This is a genomic window from Streptomyces sp. NPDC008086, from assembly GCF_042957325.1.
GTDB lineage: Bacteria > Actinomycetota > Actinomycetes > Streptomycetales > Streptomycetaceae > Streptomyces.
Window position 1 is genome coordinate 33,137 of the sequence record NZ_JBIBIA010000002.1, and the last position, 25,090, is coordinate 58,226.

24 protein-coding genes are annotated in these 25,090 nt (G+C 71.3%); 7 read left to right on the top strand and 17 right to left on the bottom strand.

Annotated elements, in window-relative coordinates:
* Positions 1 to 440 precede the first annotated feature (440 nt).
* Positions 441 to 1,070, top strand: coding sequence for an HAD family acid phosphatase (locus ACFZBP_RS06090; RefSeq protein WP_391410460.1), 630 nt, complete (start codon positions 441 to 443; stop codon positions 1,068 to 1,070).
* Between the two features lie 72 nt (positions 1,071 to 1,142).
* On the opposite strand, the gene ACFZBP_RS06095 is transcribed toward ACFZBP_RS06090, so the two are convergent.
* A complete protein-coding gene (locus ACFZBP_RS06095; RefSeq protein WP_383451986.1) occupies positions 1,143 to 3,671 on the bottom strand; it encodes an ATP-dependent Clp protease ATP-binding subunit in 2,529 nt (842 codons plus the stop codon).
* A 430-nt stretch (positions 3,672 to 4,101) separates the two neighbouring features.
* On the opposite strand from ACFZBP_RS06095, the gene ACFZBP_RS06100 reads away from it, so the two are divergent.
* A complete protein-coding gene (locus ACFZBP_RS06100; protein WP_391410463.1) occupies positions 4,102 to 4,812 on the top strand; it encodes an SCO3374 family protein in 711 nt (236 codons plus the stop codon).
* A 1-nt stretch (position 4,813) separates the two neighbouring features.
* Here the strand turns inward: ACFZBP_RS06100 and ACFZBP_RS06105 are convergent, their stop codons facing one another.
* The 10 genes from ACFZBP_RS06105 to ACFZBP_RS06150 all read right to left on the bottom strand — a co-directional run bounded on the left by ACFZBP_RS06105 (position 4,814) and on the right by ACFZBP_RS06150 (position 13,730).
* Positions 4,814 to 5,149, bottom strand: coding sequence for an Lsr2 family protein (locus ACFZBP_RS06105; protein ID WP_062725607.1), 336 nt, complete (start codon positions 5,147 to 5,149; stop codon positions 4,814 to 4,816).
* A 328-nt stretch (positions 5,150 to 5,477) separates the two neighbouring features.
* Positions 5,478 to 6,041, bottom strand: a complete 564-nt coding sequence (locus ACFZBP_RS06110; RefSeq protein WP_217211945.1) for an amino-acid N-acetyltransferase — start codon at positions 6,039 to 6,041, stop codon at positions 5,478 to 5,480.
* 9 nt (positions 6,042 to 6,050) lie between these two features.
* Positions 6,051 to 6,614, bottom strand: coding sequence for a BlaI/MecI/CopY family transcriptional regulator (locus ACFZBP_RS06115; protein WP_383452053.1), 564 nt, complete (start codon positions 6,612 to 6,614; stop codon positions 6,051 to 6,053).
* A gap of 211 nt (positions 6,615 to 6,825) precedes the next feature.
* A complete protein-coding gene (locus ACFZBP_RS06120; RefSeq protein ID WP_383451982.1) occupies positions 6,826 to 7,008 on the bottom strand; it encodes a hypothetical protein in 183 nt (60 codons plus the stop codon).
* Positions 7,009 to 7,028: 20 nt separating this feature from the next.
* Positions 7,029 to 7,700, bottom strand: a complete 672-nt coding sequence (locus tag ACFZBP_RS06125; RefSeq protein WP_391411572.1) for a hypothetical protein — start codon at positions 7,698 to 7,700, stop codon at positions 7,029 to 7,031.
* Positions 7,701 to 8,316: 616 nt separating this feature from the next.
* Positions 8,317 to 9,114 carry a type III pantothenate kinase gene (locus tag ACFZBP_RS06130; RefSeq protein ID WP_048586150.1) on the bottom strand — a complete coding sequence of 266 codons (798 nt, stop codon included), beginning with the start codon at positions 9,112 to 9,114 and terminating at the stop codon, positions 8,317 to 8,319.
* An 8-nt stretch (positions 9,115 to 9,122) separates the two neighbouring features.
* Complete coding sequence (gene nadC / locus ACFZBP_RS06135; protein WP_391410467.1) at positions 9,123 to 10,094, bottom strand: carboxylating nicotinate-nucleotide diphosphorylase; 972 nt, start codon at positions 10,092 to 10,094, stop codon at positions 9,123 to 9,125.
* A 5-nt stretch (positions 10,095 to 10,099) separates the two neighbouring features.
* Positions 10,100 to 11,815 carry an L-aspartate oxidase gene (locus ACFZBP_RS06140; protein WP_391410469.1) on the bottom strand — a complete coding sequence of 572 codons (1,716 nt, stop codon included), beginning with the start codon at positions 11,813 to 11,815 and terminating at the stop codon, positions 10,100 to 10,102.
* The gene (gene panC / locus ACFZBP_RS06145) at positions 11,812 to 12,804 is read right to left on the bottom strand and encodes a pantoate--beta-alanine ligase (protein ID WP_391410471.1); all 993 of its coding nucleotides are present in this window, start codon (positions 12,802 to 12,804) and stop codon (positions 11,812 to 11,814) included. Before panC ends, ACFZBP_RS06140 begins: the two co-directional genes overlap by 4 nt.
* Positions 12,801 to 13,730 (bottom strand): Rossmann-like and DUF2520 domain-containing protein, encoded by a 930-nt coding sequence (locus tag ACFZBP_RS06150; RefSeq protein ID WP_383449531.1) that lies wholly within the window; start codon positions 13,728 to 13,730, stop codon positions 12,801 to 12,803. The genes panC and ACFZBP_RS06150 overlap by 4 nt, the downstream gene beginning before the upstream one ends.
* Before the next feature lie 194 nt (positions 13,731 to 13,924).
* Here ACFZBP_RS06150 and ACFZBP_RS06155 point away from each other — a divergent pair, with 194 nt between their 5' ends.
* Positions 13,925 to 15,121, top strand: a complete 1,197-nt coding sequence (locus ACFZBP_RS06155; RefSeq protein ID WP_391410474.1) for a beta-eliminating lyase-related protein — start codon at positions 13,925 to 13,927, stop codon at positions 15,119 to 15,121.
* Here ACFZBP_RS06155 and ACFZBP_RS06160 read toward each other — a convergent pair.
* Positions 15,111 to 15,329, bottom strand: coding sequence for a hypothetical protein (locus ACFZBP_RS06160; RefSeq protein ID WP_383449529.1), 219 nt, complete (start codon positions 15,327 to 15,329; stop codon positions 15,111 to 15,113). The two genes, ACFZBP_RS06155 and ACFZBP_RS06160, sit on opposite strands and share 11 nt — an antisense overlap.
* 164 nt (positions 15,330 to 15,493) lie before the next feature.
* Between ACFZBP_RS06160 and ACFZBP_RS06165 the strand changes: the two genes are divergently transcribed.
* Positions 15,494 to 16,597, top strand: a complete 1,104-nt coding sequence (locus tag ACFZBP_RS06165; protein WP_391410476.1) for a DUF5937 family protein — start codon at positions 15,494 to 15,496, stop codon at positions 16,595 to 16,597.
* A 20-nt stretch (positions 16,598 to 16,617) separates the two neighbouring features.
* On the opposite strand, the gene ACFZBP_RS06170 is transcribed toward ACFZBP_RS06165, so the two are convergent.
* The 3 genes from ACFZBP_RS06170 to ACFZBP_RS06180 form a co-directional block, all read right to left on the bottom strand.
* Entirely contained in the window at positions 16,618 to 17,277 is a 660-nt protein-coding gene (locus ACFZBP_RS06170) for an AAA family ATPase (RefSeq protein ID WP_383449527.1), read from the bottom strand.
* Between the two features lie 48 nt (positions 17,278 to 17,325).
* Positions 17,326 to 17,997 carry a response regulator gene (locus tag ACFZBP_RS06175; RefSeq protein WP_391410479.1) on the bottom strand — a complete coding sequence of 224 codons (672 nt, stop codon included), beginning with the start codon at positions 17,995 to 17,997 and terminating at the stop codon, positions 17,326 to 17,328.
* A 119-nt stretch (positions 17,998 to 18,116) separates the two neighbouring features.
* Positions 18,117 to 19,331 (bottom strand): sensor histidine kinase, encoded by a 1,215-nt coding sequence (locus ACFZBP_RS06180; protein ID WP_383449525.1) that lies wholly within the window; start codon positions 19,329 to 19,331, stop codon positions 18,117 to 18,119.
* 129 nt (positions 19,332 to 19,460) lie between these two features.
* Here ACFZBP_RS06180 and ACFZBP_RS06185 point away from each other — a divergent pair, with 129 nt between their 5' ends.
* Entirely contained in the window at positions 19,461 to 20,456 is a 996-nt protein-coding gene (locus tag ACFZBP_RS06185; protein WP_391410482.1) for an SAM-dependent methyltransferase, read from the top strand.
* A 33-nt stretch (positions 20,457 to 20,489) separates the two neighbouring features.
* Here the strand turns inward: ACFZBP_RS06185 and ACFZBP_RS06190 are convergent, their stop codons facing one another.
* Positions 20,490 to 21,641: an NADH-quinone oxidoreductase subunit D gene (locus ACFZBP_RS06190; protein ID WP_062723379.1), complete on the bottom strand. Its 1,152-nt coding sequence runs from the start codon at positions 21,639 to 21,641 to the stop codon at positions 20,490 to 20,492.
* Between the two features lie 31 nt (positions 21,642 to 21,672).
* On the opposite strand from ACFZBP_RS06190, the gene ACFZBP_RS06195 reads away from it, so the two are divergent.
* Together ACFZBP_RS06195 and ACFZBP_RS06200 are read left to right on the top strand one after the other, a co-directional pair.
* Entirely contained in the window at positions 21,673 to 22,191 is a 519-nt protein-coding gene (locus ACFZBP_RS06195) for a PH domain-containing protein (RefSeq protein WP_383449523.1), read from the top strand.
* A complete protein-coding gene (locus tag ACFZBP_RS06200) occupies positions 22,188 to 23,522 on the top strand; it encodes a PH domain-containing protein (protein WP_383449522.1) in 1,335 nt (444 codons plus the stop codon). The genes ACFZBP_RS06195 and ACFZBP_RS06200 overlap by 4 nt, the downstream gene beginning before the upstream one ends.
* Before the next feature lie 27 nt (positions 23,523 to 23,549).
* Here the strand turns inward: ACFZBP_RS06200 and ACFZBP_RS06205 are convergent, their stop codons facing one another.
* Complete coding sequence (locus ACFZBP_RS06205; protein WP_391410485.1) at positions 23,550 to 24,956, bottom strand: hypothetical protein; 1,407 nt, start codon at positions 24,954 to 24,956, stop codon at positions 23,550 to 23,552.
* Positions 24,957 to 25,090: the final 134 nt, after the last annotated feature.

Sequence of the window (25,090 nt, forward strand, 5' to 3'; positions counted from 1 at the left end):
CCAACCCCGCCGCTGGCCAAAACCCTCTATCTACGACGGAAGCTAGTACTTCCCCATGAAAATCACCGCATCTTGACAGAGCGGCCATTCCGGACGAACCAGCACCGATACCGAAACCTACGGATGACTTCGGCGCGAAAAGTCCGTTTTCTCCCAGCGCCCGTTTCCACTATTCCCACTAGTAACGGACAAATCGCCTGTGCGGCATGTCACCGCTGAGCGCAATCACGGGACCCCGGAATGTGACGGGCGCTACGTCGGCAAAGCGGCTCCGCGAGTGCTCCCGGAGTGCCGCGCTCGGCAAGTTCAACCGCGTCATGTGACGCACACCTCTAGCGACTTACCGCTCGGTAACTCTATCTTTCCCCTCACGCCATCCCCACCCACGAACATGCACGCGACAACAAAACAGCGCACGTGACGTGAGAGGACCCCCCCACATGACGCTTCGCCGCCCCTGGGCGCGCCGGATAGCCGTCGGCACCGTCTCCGCGGCCGCCCTCGTGGCCCTGGCGGTTCCCGCCGAGGCTGCGACGCCCGCCATCGCGACGAGCACCTCCACCGCCGCAGCCGAGGACGTCGACTACGGCACCTGGCAGAAGGACTGCCAGGCGGTGATGGACCAGGCACTGCCCTATCTGAAGCAGCGGATCGCGAACACCAGGCCGGGTGAGAAGCAGGCGATCGTCTTCGACATCGACAACACCACCCTGGAGACGGACTTCGGCTTCAGCTACCCGCAGCCGGCCAACGGCCCGGTCCTGGACGTCGCCAAGTACGCCCAGGCGCACGGCGTCTCCCTGTTCTTCGTGACCGCCCGCCCGGGCATCATCGCCGCGGTGACCGACTACAACCTCAAGCACGTCGGTTACCAGGTCTCCGGCCTGCACGTGCGCAACTTCCTCGACCTGTTCAAGAACGTCGCCGAGTACAAGACGGCACAGCGCGTCGCTATCGAGAACAAGGGCTACACGATCATCGCGAACATCGGCAACAGCGCCACCGACCTGTCGGGCGGCCACGCCGAGAAGACGTACAAGCTGCCGGACTACGACGGGCAGTTGTCGTAGGCCCCCTTGGGCATGCGAAAGGGGCCGGTGCGGTGAGCACCGGCCCCTTTCTTCGGCTCAACCCCCGGAGGGTCAGGCGTCCTTGCTCAGGTTCGGACCGCCCGAGGGACCGGCCGCCTGCTCGATCGGCGGGACGTCCGGCAGGGCTGCCTTCTCCTCACCGCGGAAGGTGAAGGTCTTGGTCTCGCCCTCGCCCTCGGTGTCCACGACCACGATGTGGCCGGGGCGCAGCTCGCCGAAGAGGATCTTCTCCGACAGGGAGTCCTCGATCTCGCGCTGGATGGTCCGGCGCAGCGGCCGGGCGCCCAGCACGGGGTCGTAACCCTTCTTGGACAGCAGCTCCTTGGCGGACTGGGAGAGCTCGATGCCCATGTCCCGGTCCTTCAGGCGCTCGTCCACCTTGCCGATCATCAGGTCGACGATCCGGAGGATGTCGTTCTGGGTCAGCTGCGGGAAGACGACCACGTCGTCGACGCGGTTGAGGAACTCAGGGCGGAAGTGCTGCTTGAGCTCGTCCGACACCTTGTTCTTCATGCGCTCGTAGTTGGTCTTCGTGTCACCCGAGGCCGCGAAGCCCAGGTTGAAGCCCTTGGAGATGTCCCGGGTGCCGAGGTTGGTCGTCATGATGATGACCGTGTTCTTGAAGTCCACGACCCGGCCCTGGGAGTCGGTCAGACGACCGTCCTCCAGGATCTGCAGCAACGAGTTGAAGATGTCCGGGTGGGCCTTCTCGACCTCGTCGAAGAGGACCACGGAGAACGGCTTGCGGCGGACCTTCTCGGTCAGCTGGCCGCCCTCTTCGTAGCCGACGTAGCCGGGGGGCGAACCGAACAGCCGCGAGACGGTGTGCTTCTCGCTGAACTCCGACATGTCGAGGGAGATCAGCGCGTCCTCGTCGCCGAAGAGGAACTCGGCGAGCGCCTTGGACAGCTCCGTCTTACCGACACCGGACGGACCGGCGAAGATGAACGAACCACCGGGACGCTTCGGGTCCTTCAGACCGGCACGCGTACGACGGATCGCCTTCGACAGCGCCTTGACGGCGTCGTCCTGGCCGATGACCCGCTTGTGGAGCTCGTCCTCCATGCGGAGCAGACGGCTGGACTCCTCCTCGGTCAGCTTGAAGACCGGGATGCCGGTGGCGGTCGCGAGGACCTCGGCGATCAGCTCGCCGTCGACCTCGGCGACGACGTCCATGTCGCCGGCCTTCCACTCCTTCTCGCGCTTGGCCTTGGCGGCGAGGAGCTGCTTCTCCTTGTCGCGCAGGGAGGCGGCCTTCTCGAAGTCCTGCGAGTCGATCGCGGACTCCTTGTCGCGGCGCACGCCCGCGATCTTCTCGTCGAACTCGCGCAGGTCCGGCGGCGCGGTCATCCGGCGGATGCGCATCCGGGAACCGGCCTCGTCGATCAGGTCGATCGCCTTGTCCGGCAGGAAGCGGTCCGAGATGTACCGGTCGGCCAGGGTGGCGGCCTGGACCAGCGCCTCGTCGGTGATGGAGACCCGGTGGTGGGCCTCGTAACGGTCGCGCAGACCCTTGAGGATCTCGATCGTGTGCGGCAGCGACGGCTCCGCGACCTGGATGGGCTGGAAGCGGCGCTCGAGGGCCGCGTCCTTCTCCAGGTGCTTGCGGTACTCGTCCAGCGTGGTCGCACCGATGGTCTGCAGCTCACCGCGGGCCAGCATCGGCTTCAGGATGGAGGCCGCGTCGATGGCGCCCTCGGCGGCACCCGCACCGACCAGCGTGTGCAGCTCGTCGATGAACAGGATGATGTCGCCGCGGGTGCGGATCTCCTTGAGGACCTTCTTCAGGCGCTCCTCGAAGTCACCGCGGTAGCGGGAGCCGGCGACCAGGGCGCCGAGGTCCAGGGTGTAGAGGTGCTTGTCCTTGAGGGTCTCGGGCACCTCGCCCTTGACGATGGCCTGGGCGAGACCCTCGACGACGGCGGTCTTGCCGACGCCGGGCTCACCGATCAGGACCGGGTTGTTCTTGGTACGGCGGGACAGCACCTGCATGACCCGCTCGATCTCCTTCTCGCGCCCGATGACCGGGTCGAGCTTGGACTCACGAGCGGCCTGGGTGAGGTTCCGGCCGAACTGGTCGAGGACCAGGGACGTCGAGGGGGTGCCCTCGGCAGGCCCGCCGGCGGTGGCGGTCTCCTTGCCCTGGTAGCCGGAGAGCAGCTGGATGACCTGCTGCCGCACCCGGTTGAGATCTGCGCCCAGCTTGACCAGGACCTGGGCGGCGACGCCCTCGCCCTCGCGGATCAGGCCGAGCAGGATGTGCTCCGTGCCGATGTAGTTGTGGCCCAGCTGAAGGGCCTCGCGGAGCGACAGCTCCAGGACCTTCTTGGCACGGGGGGTGAAGGGGATGTGCCCGGACGGGGCCTGCTGGCCCTGGCCGATGATCTCCTCCACCTGCTGGCGGACCGCCTCGAGCGAAATCCCGAGGCTCTCAAGGGCCTTGGCGGCGACACCCTCACCCTCGTGGATCAGGCCCAGGAGGATGTGCTCGGTGCCGATGTAGTTGTGGTTGAGCATCCGGGCTTCTTCCTGAGCCAGGACGACAACCCGCCGCGCGCGGTCGGTGAACCTCTCGAACATCGTTAATCGCTCCTCAGAGCGGTCAGGCAGTGGGGGGAACTTCCCCTCCCTGTCCTTCCGCAGCTTAGTCCCGCAAGCGGGGACCGCTCATTCCAACTGCCGACACCGTCGATGGCCTCCTGACCCGTGACGCCGACATCTGCTCCAACCCGATGGTGCGAGACGATGTTCCCGCAGGCCAGGTGGTTACCCTCACCATCAGTACGCCGATGGCGAACGTGAGACCCACTGTCCTGCGTGTCGCCCCCTCCCACTAGGGATGTCTTACCCGCTGGGACTGACACTCCATGCCGCGCCCCCCGGTTCCCTCCGCTACGGGCGAACAACCTTGCGCCACCCCACACCCCCGCGCGCCCCCTCTTTCAGCACTCTTCGCATACGACAGAACACCCAGCGTAACCCGTACGCCTTTTCGGTGGTTTCACTTGGCATGGCTGGCATGCGCCCCGCGACTCTCACGGACCCCGCCACGATCCCCCTCCCCCGTCGGCCGCTCGATCCGAGCGATCAGGTCCGCCGGTGGTACGAGAACGAACTGGGCTGGCCGGTGGTGCCCGCAGCGCCCGGATCACCGGTGCTGCTTCGCGTGGGCCCGCGCTTCGACGTCCTGGACGTCCCCGCCGAGGCGGGCCGCGCGGCTCTGCGGCATCTGACGGCGCGATCACCGGTGGCCGTCCAGGGCGACCGGATGCGGCTGCTCCTGGCCTCGGGCAGCGCGGAGGAGGTGCCGGGGGTGCTGGAGTGGCTGGAGTGGGGCGCGCTGCCCCTGGACCTGACGGTGCTCGGCGAGGGCGATCTCACGGAGGCGCCCCTGCCACCCGAGCAGCGGCCGCTGTCGGCCGTACGGCGTCCCGCGGATCAGGCGCCGAGGGGGGCCGTACGGCATTGCCGGGCCGGCCTGCCGGGGCCCCGCGGGATGCGGCCGCTCCCCCTGGACCGCTCCGCTTCAGTACAGGGGGCCGCCGTGTGGCTGCGACCCCCCGAGCCTGGGGGCGAGGTCGAGGCCTCGCTGCCGACGCTGTCGGCCCTGGGGGGCGTTGGGGGCGCCCCCGATCTCGTACGGGTTCTGGACACGGTGGCAACGCGGTGCCACCGACTGTGGCTGCGACGCGCGTGCGCCCAGTCGTCGACCTGCCCGTAGATCAGGCGTTGGCCTTCTCGTACGCCTCGCGAATGGTCGCCGGGACGCGGCCGCGGTCGTTGACCTCGTAACCGTTCTCCTTCGCCCACGCGCGGATCTGCGCGGTGTCCTGGCTGCCGCCGGAAGCGGCGCGCGCCTTTCCACGCCCACCCGAAGCGCGACCTCCGGTACGACGGCCGCCCTTCACGTAAGGGTCGAGAAGGCCACGGAGCTTGTCCGCATTGGCAGTCGTGAGATCGATCTCGTACGTCTTGCCGTCCAGCGCGAACGTCACGGTCTCGTCCGCCTCGCCGCCGTCGAGGTCGTCGACAAGAAGGACCTGAACCTTCTGTGCCACCGGATTTCCTTTCATCGATAACTTGAGGGCCGGGGGTCTGCGGCGTCCGCCGTTTCGCCGTCCCCTGTTATATGCAGTACTGCAGTACGTCGGAAAGCAAACCGCTTTTGCTGGAAAAACACAAACCCCCGGGAGAGACCCACAGGCCGAGTGCGGTCCGGAAACATGCGCGTTTCGGACATAGGGCACCCGGGCACGGGCGGTCCGAGCGGAATACGCCTTCCGGAAGCTTGCGGAACCCTTGACGAAGCTTGGCGAAGCTTGGCGAAGGGGTGGTGAAGCTTGCGGACGGCGAGGAACGCCGGGGAAGGCCGAGGAACCTCGGCGATCACAGATGCAGAAGCATGCGGCTGTTGCCCAAGGTGTTCGGTTTCACTCGTTCGAGACCGAGGAACTCCGCGACGCCCTCGTCATAGGAACGCAGCAGCTCCGCGTAGACATCGGTGTCCACCGGCGTCTCACCGATCTCGACGAAGCCGTGCTTGCCGAAGAAGTCCACTTCGAAGGTCAGACAGAAAACCCGTCGAACGCCGAGCCAGCGTGCAGTGTGCAGCAACTTCTCCAGCAACTGATGACCGACGCCGGCGCCCTTCAGGCCGGGCTTCACCGCGAGAGTGCGGACTTCCGCGAGGTCTTCCCACATCACGTGCAGGGCGCCGCAGCCGACGACCTCGCCGTTGTCGTCCCGTTCCGCGACCCAGAACTCCTGGATGTCCTCGTAAAGCGTCACCGTGGCTTTGTCGAGCAGGATGCGACGCCGGACGTACTCGTCAAGGAGACGACGTACCGCGGGGACATCGCCGGTACGGGCCCGCCGGACGGTGATGGCTTTAGCGGTGACTTCCGGGCTCTCCGCCGCGGGGCTCTCGGCCGAGTGACTCTCTGCTGACATGAGCGGACGCTATCGCCCGTCGGGCTCCTGCGCCGAGGCGGGGTTCTCTTGGGCGGTATCGGGGCGAGTATCCGGGGCGGTATCGGCGCGGGTATGCGGGGTGGCCGTATCGGGGTCGGTATCGGCGCCGCGGGTATCTGGCCTGCCCGTATCCGCGCTGCCCGTATCGGTACTGCCCGTATCGGTACTGCTCGTATCCGCACTCGGAACGCCTCGGGTATCGGGCGGTTCCGTGGGTTCGGGAGTTTCCGGGCCCTGGACGATGCGTACGGCGTCCCGCAGGGCGTGGCGCTGTTCGTCGCTCATCATGCCGAAGAAGGCGACGAGTGCGGCGGCGGGGTTGTCGCTCTGCGACCAGGCGTCGTTCATCAGGGCCGCGGCGTAGGCGGCTCGGGTGGAGACCGCCTCATATCGATAGGCCCGGCCTTCCGCTTCGCGGCGTACCCAGCCCTTCTGATGGAGATTGTCCAAAACGGTCATCACCGTGGTGTACGCGATGGACCGTTCCTGCTGGAGATCTTCCAGGACTTCTCGAACGGTCACCGGGCGGTTCCACTTCCACACCCGCGTCATGACCGCGTCTTCGAGTTCTCCCAATGGGCGAGGCACAACTCAGCACAATAGTGGGAGATCTGGGTGTTGGCGTGCCGGACGGGCACTTTCTCTGGAAAACAGGAACAAAAAGGGCGTACGACTCGGAAAGCGTTGCGGCTTGGAGTCGTACGCCGGGTTTGGGTGCCCTGGGCTGTTGCCGGGCTGGCACCCTGGGCCGGGCGCGCCCTCGTCAGGCGTCCGGGTTCGGCGAGGCGGCCTGGCGGGGGGCCTCCACGCGCGCGAGGGCGGCGTCCACGGCCGCGTCCTCCTTGGCCTTGTTGGCTCCGCCCTGGGTCTTCACGATCACCCTGATCACACCGATGAAGAACACGGCCATGACGACCGGAGGGAGGAGTGCGGAGACGTAGTCCATGCGTCCAGGGTAGCCAGGGCTCAGCCTGCGGCCAGCTGCTGGGGCGGGGTTTCGGAGGGTGGGGTCGGTTTACGGCGGGGGAAGACCTCGCCGGGGGTGGGGATGGGGCGGGGAGGCTTGGGGGTGGGCTGGCGGCCCGGCGCGGGTGCGGGTGCGGGTGCGGGTTTGGGGGCGGCCGGGCGCTCGGCGGGCTTCTTGCGGGGCTCCTTGGCGGGGTCCTGGCTACTGCCTGCGGCCTGGGCGGGGAGGTCGACCGGGGGGTGGGGGGCGGCGGTCGGTTCGGAGAGGCCTCCGGGGAGGGCCAGGAGGTGCGCACGGGACGCGGGGATGGCCGGGCGGGTGCCGACTGGCGCGAGGCGGGCTCGTACGTCCTCGAGGAGGCTGGCCGCGGTGGGGTTGCCGCGCAGGGCGTGGAGGGCGGTCAGGTCGGCGGGGTCGGGGTGGTAGCCGGCGCCGAGGGCCTCCTCGAGGAGGGTGAGGTAGCCGACTGCGGTGCCGGGGAGGGCGGCGCGGTAGCGGGCGAGGTCGGCCACCAGGAAGGCACGCAGCCGGGCGCCCTCGCGCATTGCCTCGTCGAGGGACTCGGCGAGACGGAGACAGGCCTGGAGCTCCTCGGGGGAGGCGGGGCTGGGGTTGAGGGCGAGGGCGAGAGCGCGGCGGAGCACACGCAGCTCCTCCGCGCCGAACGCCATGCCGCCGCGGGATCCGTAGGGCGTGGGCATGCGGCGACGATACGCGCTAATCAGACAAACGCGGCATAGGGGGGTGGGTGTGGCGCGGGGAGCCACTCGGGTGGGGGCGGGATGCCTGCGGCGGCCTGTTGGTGTCCGGTGGGGGTGCGTGTAGCGCGGTTCGGTGGGTGGCTGGGTCGGGGCCGTGCCGGGGGGTGTCCGTCCTCGGTCCGGTGGCCGGACTTGCGCGAGAGGTGCCGTGTCTTGACACCGGACTCTGCGGGCGGACACCCCCCGACACGTCCCCTTGCCGCCGCGGGCGACCGCGGCCTCGGTGGGGGTACGCCAGCCAGGGACCTGCCGGGACTACGTCCCCCTGCCCGAAACCACGTCCGCGTCCACGACGCCCCACCTACACGCAGCCAGCTTCACCGGCCCTGGCACTCTCAGCCCGTCCGGCGTTCGAGGACGAGTACTTGCCGTCCCGAGCCCCCACCCACCCGCACGGGCACTTTCAGCCCGTCCGGCGTTTGAGGACAGGCCCGAAGGGCCGATGGCGGGGTTGGGGCGGCAGCCCCAAGGGGGTCGAAGGGGCGCAGCCCCTGGGGATGGGACGGGTAGGGGCGGCGGGGGCGAGTCACATGCGGGAGACGTTGCGTTCGTAGACGAGGCGGAGGCCGATGAGGGTCAGCCAGGGCTCGTGTTCGTCGATGACGGAGGACTCGCCGAGGACCATGGGCGCGAGCCCACCCGTCGCGATGACCGTGACCTCCTCAGGATCGTCGGCCAGCTCACGGGCCATGCGGTTGACCACGCCGTCGACCTGGCCGGCGAAGCCGTAGATGATGCCGGACTGCATCGCCTCGACCGTGTTCTTGCCGATGACGCTACGCGGCCGGGCCACCTCGATCTTGCGGAGTTGGGCGCCCCGGACGCCGAGCGCCTCGACGGAGATCTCGATGCCGGGTGCGATGACGCCGCCGATGTACTCACCGCGCGCGCTCACCGCGTCGAACGTCGTCGCCGTACCGAAGTCGACGACGATCGCCGGACCGCCGTAGAGGTCGACGGCCGCCACCGCGTTGATGATGCGGTCGGCGCCGACCTCCTTGGGGTTGTCGGTGAGGATCGGCACGCCCGTCTTCACGCCGGGTTCGACGAGGACGGCGGGGACGTCGCCGTAGTAGCGGCGGGTGACCTCACGGAGTTCGTGGAGGACCGAGGGGACCGTCGCGCAGATGGCGATGCCGTCGATGCCGTCGCCGAGTTCGTCGCCGAGGAGCGGGTGCATGCCCATCAGGCCCTGGAGGAGGACCGCGAGCTCGTCGGCGGTGCGACGGGCGTCCGTGGAGATGCGCCAGTGTTCGACGATGTCCTCGCCGTCGAACAGGCCGAGGACGGTGTGCGTGTTGCCTACGTCGATCGTGAGGAGCATGCCCGTTCCTACTCCGCCGCTCGCAGGTCCAGGCCGATGTCCAGGATCGGTGAGGAGTGGGTGAGGGCGCCGACGGCAAGGTAGTCGACGCCTGTGTCGGCGTACGCCTTGGCGTTGGTCAGGGTCAGGCGGCCCGACGCCTCGAGGGCTGCCCGGCCGTGCACGATCGCCACCGCCTCCTCGCACTCACCCGGCGTGAAGTTGTCCAGGAGGATCAGGTCGGCGCCCGCGTCCACCACCTCGCGGAGCTGGTGGAGGGTGTCCACCTCGACCTCGATGGGCAGGTCGGGGAAGGCCTCGCGGACCGCCTTGAAGGCCGCCGCGACGCCGCCGGCGGCCACCACGTGGTTGTCCTTCACCAGGGCCGCGTCCGACAGGGACATGCGGTGGTTCACGCCGCCTCCGCAGCGCACCGCGTACTTCTCCAGGGAGCGCAGGCCCGGCGTCGTCTTGCGGGTGTCGCGGACCCGCGCCTTGGTGCCGTCGAGCACGTCCGCCCACGCGCGCGTGGCCGTCGCGATGCCGGAGAGGCGGCACAGGATGTTCAGGGCGCTGCGTTCGGCGGTCAGGAGGTCGCGGGTGCGGGTGGTGACGGAGAGGAGCTTCTGGCCCGCCTCCACCTTGTCGCCGTCCTCCACGTGGCGCTCCACCTCGAACTCGTCCTCGCAGACGATCGAGACGACCGCTTCGGCGACCCTGAGGCCCGCCACGACGCCCGCCTCGCGCGCGACGAAGTCGGCGGTCGCGGTCGACTCCTCGGGGATGGTGGCGACCGTCGTGACGTCCACGCCGTGGGCGAGGTCCTCCTGGATGGCCACGTTGGCGATGTCCTCGACCTCGACCGGGTCGAGACCGGCTTCGGCCAGGAGCTGGGCGAGCGCGGGGTCAAGGCCGCACTCCAGGTACTCCTCGCCGGCACCGCAGGCGCAGTCGTCGCCGCAGCCGCCGCTGGGGGCGAGGGGAAGGTCGGGGGTGGTCACTTCTGTCACTGCTCCTGCTGTGGCTGCCGGGTCGGGGGGAAGTCTGCGGTGTCGGTGGTGTGCACGGCCAGTGTGCGGTCGGGGTTCAGGCGTACGACGATGTGGCGACGCCAGGTCGCGTCGTCGCGGTCGGGCTCGTCCTCGCGCCAGTGGCAGCCGCGCGTCTCCTCGCGGAGCTGTGCCGCGGTGACCAGAGCCCGGGCCACGCACAGGAGGTTGGTGGCCTCCCAGGTGTCGACGCCGGGCTCGGCCGTCTTGCCGTTCTCCGTGAGGGCGTCCCGGGCCTCGGTGTGCAGTCGCTGGAGCTGGTCGGCGGCCTTGGCGAGGGAGTTCGCCGAGCGCAGGACTCCGGCGCCGTCGGCCATGATCCGCTGGATCGCGAAACGGGCCTCGGGGGCGAGCAGGGGGTGCTCGGGGGTCTCGGGGTACGGCACCGGGTGCGGCACGCGCGCGTGGAGGCCGTCGGCGGCGCGGGCGGCCGCGATGTCGGCCACGATGCGCTCGGCGTAGACGAGGCCTTCGAGGAGTGAGTTGGAGGCCAGCCGGTTGGCGCCGTGCACGCCCGTGCAGGCGACCTCGCCGCACGCGTACAGCCCGGGGACGGTCGTACGGCCGTGGGAGTCGGTGCGGACGCCGCCGGAGGCGTAGTGGGCGGCCGGGGCGATCGGGATGGGGGCGGTGACCGGGTCGATGCCGTGGGCGCGGCAGGCGGCCAGGATCGTGGGGAAGCGGTGCTCCCACATGTCGGCGCCGAAGTGGCGGGCGTCGAGGAACATGTGCTCGGCGTCCTGCTCCTGCATGCGGCGCATGATGCCCTTGGCGACGATGTCCCGGGGGGCGAGCTCGGCCAGTTCGTGCCGGCCCAGCATGAAGCGGACGCCGTCGGCGTCGACCAGGTGGGCGCCTTCGCCGCGTACCGCCTCGGAGACCAGGGGCTGCTGGCCCTCCGCGTCGGGGCCGAGGAACAGGACGGTGGGGTGGAACTGGACGAATTCGAGGTCGCTGACCTCGGCGCCGGCGCGCAGGGCCAGGGCCACTCCGTCGCCCGTGGACACGGACGGGTTCGTCGTCGCCGAGAAGACCTGGCCCATGCCGCCGGTCGCGAGGACCACCGCGGGCGCGTGGACCGCTCCTACGCCGTCGTGCTGGCCCTCGCCCATGACGTGCAGGGTGACGCCCGCGGTACGGCCCTCGGCGTCCGTCAGGAGGTCGAGGACGAGCGCGTTCTCGATCGTGCGCAGGCCACGCGCGCGTACCGCCTCGACAAGGGCGCGGGAGATCTCCGCGCCGGTCGCGTCGCCGCCGGCGTGGGCGATACGGCGGCGGTGGTGGCCGCCCTCGCGGGTGAGCTCCAGGCCGCCTTCCTCGGACTCGTCGAAGTGGGCGCCGGTCTCGATGAGGCGGCGTACGGCGTCGGGGCCCTCGGTGACGAGGATGCGGACCGCTTCCTCGTCGCACAGCCCCACGCCCGCCACCAGGGTGTCGTCGAGGTGCTGTTCGGGGGTGTCGCCCTCGCCGAGGGCCGCGGCGATGCCGCCCTGCGCCCAGCGGGTGGAGCCGTCGTCGAGGCGGGCCTTGGTGACGACGACCGTCGTCAGGCCCTCGGCCTCGCAGCGCAGGGCCGCGGTGAGGCCGGCCACGCCGGAGCCGACGACCACGACGTCCGCGGAGATGGACCACCCGGGGGCGGGAGCGTGCAGTCGTATGCCTGTGCTGGTCACGAGGCGGCTCCGAAGGTGAGGGGGATGTTGTCGATCAGCCGGGTCGTGCCGACCCGGGCGGCGACGGCGAGGACGGCCTCGCCGGTGAAGTCGTCCTCGATGTCGGTGAAGTCGGACGGGTCCACGAGCGCGAGGTAGTCCAGTTCGAGCGGCGGATCGAGGCGGGCGGCCTCGTCGAGGACCAGGCGGGCGGCGGCGCGGACGGCCGCCGGGCCGCCGGGGACGGCCTTGGCGACGGCGTGCGCGTCGGCCGCCGCGCGGGACTCCCCTATGGCGCTGAGCGCCTCGGCACGCGCACGCGTGGCGGGCACTTCGCGGGCCCGGGCGCGCAGCGCCTCCTGTGCCGCGTGCCGGTCGCGGCCTGCGAACAGCGACTGGGACAGGGCCAGTGCCGTGCGCCGCTCCTTGGGCGCGAGGTAGCGGTTGCGGCTGGACAGCGCGAGGCCGTCCTCCTCGCGCACGGTGGGGACACCGACGATCTCGACGCCGAAGTTCAGGTCGCGGACCATGCGGCGGATCAGGGCGAGCTGCTGGGCGTCCTTCTGGCCGTACAGGGCGACGTCGGGGCGGGTGAGGTGGAGCAGCTTGGCGACGACGGTGAGCATGCCGTCGAAGTGGCCGGGGCGGGAGCCGCCTTCCAGGCGCTCACCCATGGGGCCTGCGCTGATGCGGACCTGGGGTTCGCCGCCCGGGTAGACCTCGTCGGCCGAGGGGGCGAACACGGCGTCCGCGCCCGCCTGTTCGGCGATCTTGAGGTCGGCCTCCAGGGTGCGCGGGTAGCGGTCGAGGTCCTCGCCCTTGCCGAACTGCAAGGGGTTCACGAAGACGGTGACGACGACCTCGCCCTGAGGTCCGGCGATGGTGCGCGCGGTGCGGATCAGGGTGGCGTGGCCCTCGTGCAGGGCGCCCATGGTCATCACCACGGCGCGGCGGCCGGTACGCGCGCGTGCGCGCAGTTCGTCGGCCGTGCGCAGCAGGATGATCGTCATCGGGCCCCTCCCTCGGCGCCGTCGGATCCATGGGCGAGTACCCCGAGGAGGTCCTCGGCGAGCTCCGGCTTCAGCAGCCCGTGGGCGAGCGCACGGTCGGCGGTCGCGCGGGCCATCGCGAGATAGCCGGCGACGGTCTGCGGGGCGTGCCTGCGCAGCTCCGTCACGTGCGCGGCGACGGTGCCGGCGTCCCCGCGCGCGACGGGGCCGGTCAGGGCGGCGTCACCCGAGCGCAGGGCGTTGTCGAGGGCGGCGCCGAGCAGCGGGCCGAGCATCCGGTCGGGGGCCGTGACGCCCGCCTCGCGCAGCAGCTCCATGGACTGGGCGACGAGCGTGACCAGGTGGTTGGCGCCCAGCGCGAGCGCCGCGTGGTACAGCGGGCGCATGTCCTCGGCGACCCATTCCGGTTCGCCGCCCATCTCGATGACGAGGGCCTCGGCGGCCAGCCGCAGTTCCTCGGGCGCGGTGACGCCGAAGGAGCAGCCGGCCAGGCGCTGGACGTCCACCGGGGTGCCGGTGAAGGTCATCGCCGGGTGCAGGGCCAGCGGCAGCGCGCCCGCGCGCAGGGCGGGGTCGAGCACCTTCGTGCCGTAGCGCCCGGAGGTGTGTACCAGGAGCTGCCCCGGCCGGACGGCCCCGGTGTCGGCGAGGCCCTCGACCAGTCCGGGGAGGGTGTCGTCGGGGACGGTCAGCAGGACCAGTTCCGCGCGCGCGAGGACTTCGGCGGGCGGCACGAGCGGCACGTCGGGGAGCATCTGCGCGGCTCGCCGCCGGGAGGTGTCGGAGACCCCGGAGACGGCCACCGGACGGTGCCCGGCGAGCTGGAGGGACGCGGCGAGCGCGGGGCCCACGCGGCCGGCGCCGACGACGCCGACGGTGAGGCGCGCGGGGCGGTCCCTGGGGTCTGGCTGTTGGCTTGTACTCACTCGACGGCGGCCTTCCCGTTCCAGTCCGCTCTGGGTACCGGACGATTTCTCGTCATGTTAACGCGATTGGTTCGGGGGGGGTTCGGTTGTCCACAGGCTGTGGGTCATCGCACGCCCCGGACTGTGGAGAAGAGGCGGGCGGGCGCACGGAAATGCGGGTGCTCGCGTACGCCCACGCGAGGCATCATCCGGGGATGAGTGACACGGCGCCGCAGAGCGGCCACCAGCAGGATCAGGCGTCCGACGAGGAACGGCGCGGGCAGCTCCGCGAGCGGCGCATAGCCGCCCAGCGCAGCGCCCGGCGCGTGTTCGCCCGCCACGGTTTCCAGAAGTCCCTGCGCGAGCGCCTGGCCCTGCTGGACGACGCCAAGGACGTGTACGACCTGGACGAGCCGTCGGACATCTACGGCAACGGCGTCGTCGAGGTGCTGGAGAAGAAGGTCGCCGCACTGCTCGGCATGGAGGCGGCCGCCTTCTTCCCGACCGGCACGATGGCCCAGCAGGTGGCCCTGCGCTGCTGGGCGGGCCGGACCGGCAACCCGACGGTCGCCCTGCACGCGCTGAGCCACCCCGAGGTGCACGAGCGCGACGCGTTCAGCCAGGTGAGCGGTCTGCGTCCGGTGCGGGTGACGAGCGAGCCCAGGATGCCGACCGCCGCCGAGGTGCGTGACCTCGCCGAGCCCTTCGGGACGCTCATGCTCGAACTCCCCTTGCGGGACGCCGGTTGCGTGCTGCCCACGTGGGACGAGCTCACCGAGGTCGTGGAGGCGGCGCGTGAGCGGGACGCCGTGGTGCACTTCGACGGGGCCCGCCTGTGGGAGTCCACTGTCCAGCTCGGCCGTCCGCTGGAGGAGATCGCGGGCCTTGCGGACAGCGTGTACGTGTCGTTCTACAAGTCGCTCGACGCTTTCGCGGGCGCGGCCCTGGCCGGCCCGAGGACCCTGATCGAGGAGGCCAGGACCTGGCGCCACAGGTACGGCGGGCAGATCTTCCAGCAGTTCCCCACCGTACTGTCGGCGCTGGTCGGCCTGGAGAAGCAGCTGCCCCGACTGCCGGAGTACGTGGCACACGCGCGCGTGGTGGCCGCCGCGTTCCGCGAGGGCTTCGCGGCGGCCGGCCTGCCATGGGCGCGCGTGTACCCGGAGGTGCCGCACACCCACGACTTCCAGGTCTGGCTGCCGCACGAGGCCGACGTGCTCACCGAGGCGGCGGTGCGCCAGGCCGAGGAGACCGGCACCATGCTGTTCACCTCCCCCTGGGACCCGCACGGGCCCGGCCTGTCCTTCACCGAGATCCATGTACGGGCCCCCGGCCTGGAGTGGAGCGAGGAGGACGTGAAGGCGGCGGTCACACAGTTCGTGGCCCGACTGACCCCGCTGGTCAGCCGGTAGAACGCCGCCGCCCGCGCAGCAGGCGGCCCAGGCCCGTCCGGATCCGCTCCCGGGCCGGCCGCCCGGCGACGACGGCCGCCCTGAACTGCCGGTGGTCGCGCCACTCGCGGACGACCTGCCAGTCGTGGGCGCCCGGCGCCGGAGGGGCGGGCTCGCCGAGCTGCCGGGCGCGGTAGACGTCGAGGAGGTGGTGCTGCGTGACGCTCATGGTGGATCGCCTTCTCGGGACGTTGGAGACATGACGTAGGGATCGGGCTCCGCGGCTGCCCCGGTGGTCCCAGGCTGCGTCCGGGCCCGCGGTCGCGTCGCGTGGATTGACGGCCGGCGTCAATCGACGGCCGCGTTGTCTGTGGCGGGGTGCACCATGAGGGCATGAGCGTGAGCATCGACATCGCGGGGCTGCGGCCGGAGAGGGTCGTCGTGGTCCCCTCGCCCCTGGCCGAGCTCGGCACCGCGCTGCACGCGTTGGCGGAGTCGGGGCACCATCCGGGGCTGCGAGGCTGGGCCACGAGTGTCACCGCCCGGCTCGATCCGCACCTGGCCGACCGGATGTGCGAGGCCGACTTCCTGTGGCGGACGACGTTCTCGGATCTGTTCCTGCCCTACGCGGGCGTCCCGGGCGGCGCCCTGCCCGGCGCGACGCTCGCCGAGGAGCTGGACCTGCTGGACAAGCTGACGGACGAGCAGTTCGTGGACGCGGCCCTGGAGTTCACCTGCGCCCTGCCCTACGCCACGCCGAGCCGGGACGTGCTGGCCGACGCGGAGCTGCGCCGCCGCGCCCTGGACCTGGCCGCCGCGCGCGGGCCGCAGCAGTTGCGGTTCAGTCAGCGGCTGCTCGACGACCCACCGAGGATCCGTGCCTGGCTGCGGCAGTTCCTGGCGGACTGCGACGAGGCGTTCTTCGCCGACACCTGGTCCCGGCTGCGCCACCAGCTCGCCGCGGACGCCCGCCACCGGACCGAGCTCCTGCGGCACAAGGGGCTGGCCGAGGCGCTGACGTCGATCTCCGCGGCGGTGGTGCTCGACGAGGCCGCCGGACGGATCACCATCGACAAACTCCGCCAGGGCCACAGCCTGATCAGGAACGGCAGTCTGCTGCTGGTGCCGACGAGCCTGGGCTGGCCGCATCTGATGGTGCTGCACCGGCACGGCTGGCAGCCCGTGCTGCACTATCCCGTCAGCTCCCCCGAGCTGTCGTCACCGCCCTCCGTCGAGCAGCTGACCCTGCGCATGACCGCCCTGTCCCACCCGGTGCGAATGCAGCTGTGCCGCAATCTCGCCCGCAGCACCTACACCACGAGCGAGCTCGTACAGATCCACGGCATGACCGCCCCGGAGATATCCCGGCACCTGAGCGTCCTCAAGAAGGCGGGCCTGATCACCACCCGGCGCCGGGGGCGGTACGTCCTGTACCAGCTGGACGTCACCTCGGTGGCGCGGCTCGGCAGCGACTTCCTCGAAGCGCTCCTGAGATGACGGCGCTCACGGGGTGACCGTCAGTCGAACCGGATGTGCCGGATCCCGACGCCCACCTGCCGCAGCCGCGTCCGCAGCGCGCCCTCGTTGTTGGGCCGGAGTTTCAGTCCGGCCAGGACGGCGATCCGGTCCGCGGCCTTCGGCACGGTCGAGTGGTCGGTCCACAGATGCTCGGCGAACTCCGGCTCGCTCAGCCGCTCCAGGCAGTGGTCGAGCTGCTGGACGGCCCAGCTCTCCCGGCGTAGCCCGGCGTTCTTTCCGGCGACGAACTGCCCGAGATGCCCGAAGCCGCGCTCCCGCAACCGCTTCAGGACGGTCTCGCGCTCGGCGAGGAGAGTGAAGTGCCGTACGTCATGGCCGAGTTCGCGCAGCCGGCCGACGGTCTCGGCGAAGTAGCCCGAGTTCGTGACCGTCATGGGGGCGATCACGACGCCGTCGTGCTTGGCGAGGGCGAGGTCGAGGACCTCGACGACGCCCTCGCGCCAGGACCTCAGATCCTGGAAATCATCTATCAGCGGCCTCCGGCCGCGGGCCCCACGCAGCTCCGCCGGGAGCATGCGCCGCAGGCCGAAGCCGGCGTGCTCGGGATCGCAGATGACGCTGCCGGGCAGGCGCCGCTGGATCTCGTGTGCGGTCTGTGTCTTGCCGCCCCCGAAGGGGCCGTTGATCCACAGGAGCATGCGCAGACCCTAGTGGCCTCCCGTCACACGCGTGTGACGACCGCGGCTTCAGCCGTGCCCGCCGGCCCGCACCAGCCCGGTCTCGTACGCCAGGACCACCACCTGGACCCGGTCGCGCAGCCCCAGCTTGGTCAGGATGCGGCCGACGTGGGTCTTCACCGTGGCCTCGGACAGGACCAGCCGGGCCGCGATCTCGCCGTTGGACAGGCCCTGGGCGACCAGCACCATGACCTCGCGCTCGCGGTCGGTGAGCCGCTCCAGCTCCTTGTGCCGGGGCTCCGTGCCGGTGGAGGGCAGCATGGGCGCGAACCGGTCCAGCAGCCGCCGGGTCGTCGAGGGGGCCACCACGGCGTCGCCACTGTGCACGGAGCGGATGGCGGCGAGGAGTTCGCCGGGCGGCACGTCCTTGAGCATGAAGCCGGAGGCGCCCCCCTTCAGCCCGGAGAAGGCGTACTCGTCGAGGTCGAAGGTGGTGAGGATCAGCACCTTGGGGGGCTCTGGCTCGGAGCAGATGCGGCGGGTGGTCTCCACACCGTCCAGCTTCGGCATGCGCACATCCATCAGCACGACGTCGACGGGGGTCTCGCGCAGCACCTGGAGGGCCTCGACGCCGTCGCCCGCCTCCGCCACGACCTCCATGTCCGGCTGGGCGGCGAGCACCATCCGGAACCCGGTGCGCAGCAGCACCTGGTCATCGACGAGCATCACGCGGATCGTCATCGGGTCCTCTTCCGTGTCTTCCGTATCCGTCTACCGGGCCGCTTCCACAGGGCCGTTCTGCTGTTCCACCGGGCCGTTGGCACGCCTTGACAGGTGTCAACGAGGGGCCTGCGCAGGCGTCAGTGTGCTGGTTTGAGCGGCAGCAGCGCACTGATGCGGAATCCTCCGCCCGGGCGCGGTCCCGCGTCCAGGGTGCCGCCGACCATGCCGACGCGCTCGCGCATCCCGATCAGTCCGTGCCCCTCGCCGTCGGCGCCGCCGTCCTCGTACAGCTCGTGCGGGGCGCCCTTGCCGTCGTCCTCGACGAGCAGGCCGAGCCCGTCGTCGAAGTAGACCAGGCGCACACTGGCGCCCGCGTTCGGCCCGCCGTGCTTGCGGGTGTTGGTGAGCGCCTCCTGCACGATGCGGTACGCCGTGAGTTCGACGCCGCTGGGCAGCGGGCGCGGGGTGCCCTCGACCTTGAAGTCGACCGGCAGCCCGGAGCTGCGGCACTGCTGGACGAGGTCGTCGATCTGCTCGACGTCGGGCTGCGGGACGTACTCGCCGCCCTCCTGGTGCTCGCCGGTGCGCAGCACGCCGAGCAGGCGGCGCATCTCGGCGAGGGCCTGGCGGCCGGTGGAGGAGATGGTCTCCAGGGCCTTCTTGGCCTGGTCGGGGGCGGAGTCGAGGACGTAGGCGGCGCCGTCGGCCTGCACCACCATCACGGAGACGTTGTGCGCGACGACATCGTGCAGCTCGCGCGCGATCCGGGCGCGTTCGGCGGCGACCGCGACCTTGGCCTGCGCCTCGCGCTCCTTCTCGAGCCGGGTCGCGCGCTCCTCCAGCTGCTCGTAGTAGGCGCGGCGGGTGCGGATCGAGTCGCCGAGCACCCAGGCGAGGGCGAAGGGCACCGACGTGAAGATCATCAGGGCGACCGTGCCCAGGACGCTGGAATCCTGCTCCGGCCAGCGCAACTGCGCGACGGGCGCCGCGCACAGGCCGACGGCCAGTGCGAGCCGGGAGGCCCAGCGGGCGCCGGTCGCGGCCACGGTGTAGACGATCACCAGGAAGGCGAAGTTGGCGGCCGTCGTCGCCACGTCCAGCGCCAGCTGGGCCAGCCCGACCCCGATGGCCAGCAGCAGCATCTTCTCCGGCATGCGCCGGCGCAGCGCGATCACCAGGCACAGCAGGAGGACGACCGGGACGATGACCGCCTCGGAACGGATGCCCGGAAGGTCCTGCCCGCCCTCCTCCTGAACGGCCACGGTCAACACAGAGATCCCGAACAGGAAGACGGCCCAGAAGCTGTCGACCCCTGTCGGGTGCCTGCGGAGGAAGTCATAGAGGCGCTGCACGTAACCCAGCGTAGGGAAGCGAGATGCGTGCAGGGGTCAACCGGAGGGCCGATCCGCACCGGCCGCGTGTACTCCGCAAGGTGGAGGCTGCGTTCCCCTGTGCGCCTACGCCCTGTCTAGCCTGGGCCGGTGACAGCAGAGACGACGGGTGAGTGGCGCGGGTGGCGTGCGGCGGCGGAAGCCGCTCTCTACGGTCCGGACGGCTTCTACCGTCGGCCCGAGGGACCGGCCGGCCACTTCCGTACGTCCGTCCACACCTCGCCGCTCTTCGCCGGTGCCGTGGCCCGGCTGCTGTGCCGGGTCGACGAGGCGCTGGGCCGGCCCGGCTCGCTCGACTTCGTCGACATGGCGGCGGGGCGCGGCGAGCTGGTGACCGGCGTCCTGGCCGTTCTGCCCGCCGAGGTGGCGGCACGCACGCGTGCGTACGCCGTGGAGCTCGCCGACCGGCCGGGAACCCTCGATCACCGGATCGAGTGGCTGCCCGGGCCGCCGCGCGGGATCACGGGCCTGCTGTTCGCCAACGAGTGGCTGGACAACGTTCCGCTGGAGGTCGCGGAGGTGGACGCCGCGGGCGTGTGGCGCCTGGTGCTGGTACGGCGGGACGGGACCGAGCGCCTCGGGGAGCCGGTCGCCGGCGCGGAGGCGGAGTGGCTCGCGCGGTGGTGGCCGGCGGCGAGCGCTTCCGAGGGCACGCGGGCCGAGATCGGGCTGCCGCGGGACGAGGCCTGGGCCGGCGCCGTGGCGGCCCTCGACCGGGGCCTGGCCGTCGCCGTGGACTACGCCCACACGGCGGCGGCGCGGCCGCCCTTCGGCACCCTCACCGGCTTCCGCGAGGGCCGCGGGACGGTACCCGTGCCGGACGGCTCGTGCGACATCACGGCGCATGTGGCGCTGGACGCGTGCGCCCTGCCCGGCGCACGCCTGCTGTCCCAACGCGAAGCCCTGGCCGCCCTGGGCGTCACGGGCGCACGCCCCCCGCTCGCACTGGCCTCGACCCGCCCGGCCGAGTACGTACGAGCCCTGGCGACCGCGGGCGAGGCCGCCGAGCTGACCGCGACGGGCGGACTGGGCGACTTCGGGTGGCTGATGCAGCCGGTTGGAATTCCGGACGTACTGGCAAACTGAGCGGCCGGGCCCGTTGGAATTCCGAACGGACTCCTACTTGTCGATGTCGCCCACCACGAAGAACATCGACCCCAGGATCGCCACCATGTCCGCGACCAGCGTCCCCGGCAGCAGCTCGACCAGCGCCTGGATGTTGTTGTACGACGCCGAGCGCAGCTTCAGCCGGTACGGCGTCTTCTCGCCCTTGCTGACGAGGTAGTAGCCGTTGATGCCGAGCGGGTTCTCGGTCCACGCGTAGGTGTGGCCCTCGGGCGCCTTCAGCACCTTGGGCAGCCGCTGGTTGATCGGCCCGGGCGGCAGCTCGGCGAGCCGGTCCAGGCAGGCGTCGGCGAGGTCGAGGGCGTTGTGGGTCTGTTCCAGGAGGCACTCGAACCGGGCGAGGCAGTCGCCCTCCTCGCGGGTCACCACCTTCAGGACGTCCCCGAGCTCGCCGTACGCGAGGTAGGGCTCGTCCCGGCGCAGGTCGAAGTCGACGCCGGAGGCGCGCGCGATCGGCCCGCTCACGCCGTACGCGTGCACGGCCTGCGGCGTGAGGGCGCCCACGCCCCTTGTACGCCCGCGGAAGATCTCGTTGCCGAGGACCAGGTCGTCGAAACGGTCCATGCGGGAGCGCACGTCGGCGACGGCGGTACGCGCGCGTGTGGTCCACCCGGCCGGCAGGTCCTCCTTCAGGCCGCCGACCCGGTTGAACATGTAGTGCATCCGGCCGCCGGAGACCTCCTCCATGACGTGCTGGAGTTCCTCGCGCTCGGTGAAGGCGTAGAAGATCGGCGTGATCCCGCCCAGCTCCAGCGGGTACGAGCCCAGGAACATCAGGTGGTTGAGCACCCGGTTGAGCTCCGCGAGCAGCGTCCGCGTCCACACCGCCCGCTCGGGCACCTCCATGCCGAGCATGCGCTCCACGGCGAGGACGACGCCCAGCTCGTTGGAGAACGCCGACAGCCAGTCGTGGCGGTTGGCGAGCATGATGATCTGGCGGTAGTCGCGGGCCTCGAAGAGCTTCTCGGCGCCGCGGTGCATATAGCCGATCACCGGCTCCGCGTGCTGGATGCGCTCGCCGTCCAGGACGAGCTTGAGGCGCAGCACGCCGTGCGTGGACGGGTGCTGGGGGCCGATGTTGAGCACCATGTCGGTGCTCTCCGCGGCGCCGCCGATACCGACCATGGTCTCCGTCGTAGGAGTCATGGACACAGTCTCTCCTACGTACGCTGGCCTCATGGAGACGGGGAGCCCGGAGAACACGGGGACGACGGGGGACGAGCGGACGGCGGACGATCCGGGGTGGACCGGGCTGCCACCGGGGCTGCTGCGGATGCGCCGACTGCTGCTGGTGGTGTGGCTGGGGCTGCTGGCGGTGGGGCTCGGCCTGCTGCTCGGTCTGCTCGTCGGCCCGGGCTGGGCCGCCTTCGCGCTGCTGCCGCTGGCGCTGATCGCCTGGGGCTGGGTGATGCTCGGGCGCAACTGGCGTTCGTGGCGGTACGCCGAGCGCGCCGACGACCTGCTGATCAGCCGGGGCGTGCTGTGGCGCGAGGAGACGGTGGTGCCGTACGGCCGGATGCAGCTGGTCGAGGTCACCTCGGGGCCCGTCGAGCGGCACTTCGGGCTGGCCAGCGTGCAGTTGCACACGGCGGCCGCCGCGACCGACGCCACGATCCCCGGCCTCGACCCGGCGGAGGCGGAACGGCTGCGCGACCGGCTCACCGAGCTGGGCGAGGCCCGATCGGCGGGCCTGTGACGGCGCCGGGCGTCGACGACGCCGTGGGCGAGGGGCGACCTGTGACGGATCGGCGGTTGCACCCGGTGACGCCGCTCAGGCGGGCGTGGGCGCCGGTCGCCGTGCTCATCGGGTGGGCGGTGCACGACCCCGACCAGGCGCAGCGCCAGCTGACCCGGCTGACCACCACCACGATCCTGATCGCCCTCGCCGTACTCATCCCCGCCGCCGCCCTGTACGGCTTTTTGACCTGGTGGTTCACGCACTTCGCGGTGACCGACAGCGAGCTGCGGATCCGCACCGGGCTGGTGTTCCGCCGCACCGCGCACATCCGGCTGGAACGCATCCAGGCCATCGACATCACCCAGCCGCTGCTCGCGCGCGTGGCGGGCGTCTCGAAGCTCAAACTCGATGTCATAGGCACGGACAAGAAGGACGAACTCGCCTTCCTGGGCGCCGACGAGGCGCGTGCGCTGCGCGCGGAACTGCTCGCGCGCGCCGCCGGTTTCGCGCCCGAGACGGCGCACGAGGTGGGCGAGGCGCCGTCGCAGGAGCTGCTGCGGGTGCCGCCGGGCGTCCTGGCCGTCTCCCTCGTCCTGACCGGCGCCACCTGGGCCACGCTGGCCGCCGCGATCGTCGTACCGACGGTCCTCTGGCTGGTCACGGAGAGCGCCTGGTCGGTCCTCGCGACCGCGGTGCCGCTGTTGGGCGCGGCGGGTGCGAGCAGCGTGGGACGGTTCGTCGCGGAGTACGACTGGACGGTCGGCGAGTCCCCGGACGGGCTGCGCCTCGACCACGGTCTGCTCGATCGCGCGCACGAAACGGTGCCGCCGGGCCGGGTGCAGACCGTACGCGTCGTCGAGCCGCTGCTGTGGCGGCGGCGCGGCTGGGTGCGGGTGGAGCTCGACGTGGCGGGCTCGTCCAACTCGGTCCTGCTGCCGGTGGCCCCGCGCGAGATCGCCGCGTCGGTCGTCGCGCGCGTGCTGCCCGGCGCGACCGTCCCGCCGCGCGCCGCCCTGTCGCGTCCGCCGCGGCGGGCGGGCCGGTGCGTGCCGGTGTGGTGGCGCGGGTACGGCCTCGCCGTCACGGACGCGGTCTTCGCCGCCCGGACCGGCCTGCTGCGCCGCAGCCTGGCGCTCGTGCCGCACGCGAAGGTCCAGAGCGTACGGCTGTCCCAGGGGCCGTGGCAGCGGCTGTGGGGCGTCGCCGACGTCCACCTGGACACGGGGGCCGACAAGACCGTGACCGCCCGTCTGAGGGACGCCCAGGAGGCCGCGGAGCTGCTGCGGGCACAGGCGGAGAGGTCCCGCACGGGCCGCAGGGACGCACGGCCGGACCGGTGGATGGCGTAGGGCCTGTCCGGCGCGGGCCCGGTCGCGTCAGGAGACCGCGCTGCGCAGCCCCTGCACGTCGATCTGTTCCGTCTCGTCGTGCGCCGTCAGGTCGATGACCTGGCCGATGCCCCGGGCCTCCTCGTCGGCCGGCTTGAACTCCGCCTCGGACTCGGCCTTGTGGACCGCGAGGGCCTCCTGGCCGACGACGTCGGCGAGGTCCTCGTTCTGGACGGACTCCAGCGCGGAGGGCGCGGCCCCCTTCTTCGTACCGAAGAAGTCGAAGTCGCCCTCGACCGCCGGACGCCGTGCGGGCGTCGCCGGTACGACGGCCACGGCGGTCGGCGCGATGAAGTGCCCCGACGGCTGCTGGGCCGCGGGCAGGGCGGGCTGGGCGGCCGGGGTGAGGGCTCCTGCCGGGGTGACGGCGGCCGCGCGCTCGTGCCCGTCGACCGCCTCGGGCTTCCCCTGGGCGTCGTCCTCCAGTGCGGGTTCCTTCGCGGACTCGCCGGAATCGGCGGACTCGGTGGCGCGGGCCTCGGCGGCGCCCGAACCGGCCTTCACGGACTCGCCGTCGGAGCGGGCGTCGCCCTTCGGGGGGTCGTTCTTCGGCGGGTCGTCCTTCGGGAACTCGTCCTTCGCGCTCTTCGCGTCCTCGGGGGCGTTCGCGTCCTTGGGGGCGTTCGAGCCCTCCGGCTCCTTCGAGGACTCGGCGGCCTGCTCTGCGCCCTCCTGCTCGGCGCCGTCCCCCTCCGGGGCCACCGGAGCCTCGTCGTCGAACCGCGCCAGCGCCTCCTTGGCCCGCAGGAACAGCCGGGACCCCTCCGGGGAGAAGACCGCGGGAGCCACCGCCTTGTCCTCGGCGTTCTCGGGGACCTCTGCGGCGGCCTCCGCGTTCTCGGTGACCTCGGTCGTCTCGGCGGCGTCCGCCTTCTCCTCCACCGGCTCGGCGGAAGCCTTCGCGGCGACCGGAACCGGCGGCAACGCGCGCGCGGGTGTGGCCGCCTCTATCTCCAGGACCCGGCGCTCCTCCAGGACGCTCGCCCGCTCGGTCTCCGCGGTGGCGTACCGGCGCAGCAGCGACGCGTGCTCGTTGCGCAGCCCGGCGAGTTCCGTCCGCTTGGCCCGCAGCCGCTGCTCCAGCTTCACACGCAGCTCGCGCGACTCGTCGAGGTCGCTCTCCAGCTCCGCGACCCGCTCCTCGTGCCGCCACTCGTCGCTCGCACGCGCGCGCGTGAGGTCGGCGACCTGCTTGCCCGCCTGCGTGTCCCAGCGACGCATGACGACCGCGCCGACGACCGCCGTCGCCGCGGCGGCCGCGGCCAGGCCGCGCAGCACCAGGGGCTCGGTGAACACCCACGGCGCAAGGGCACAGACGATGGATACGCCTGCTATCGCCGACGGGGGCAGCAGCCTGTGCAAGGGCGGTGAATGACGGTGACGTCCACGTGGCATGGCCAGAAACTTACCGCGCGTAGGCGAATCTTGGCGCCCCGCCCCGTAAAAACACAGCCATCCCGAGTCGTTCATCCGGCATCAGGAATCAGATCTGTCACCGAATTGACCAAGAACCAAGATCAAAAAGCCTC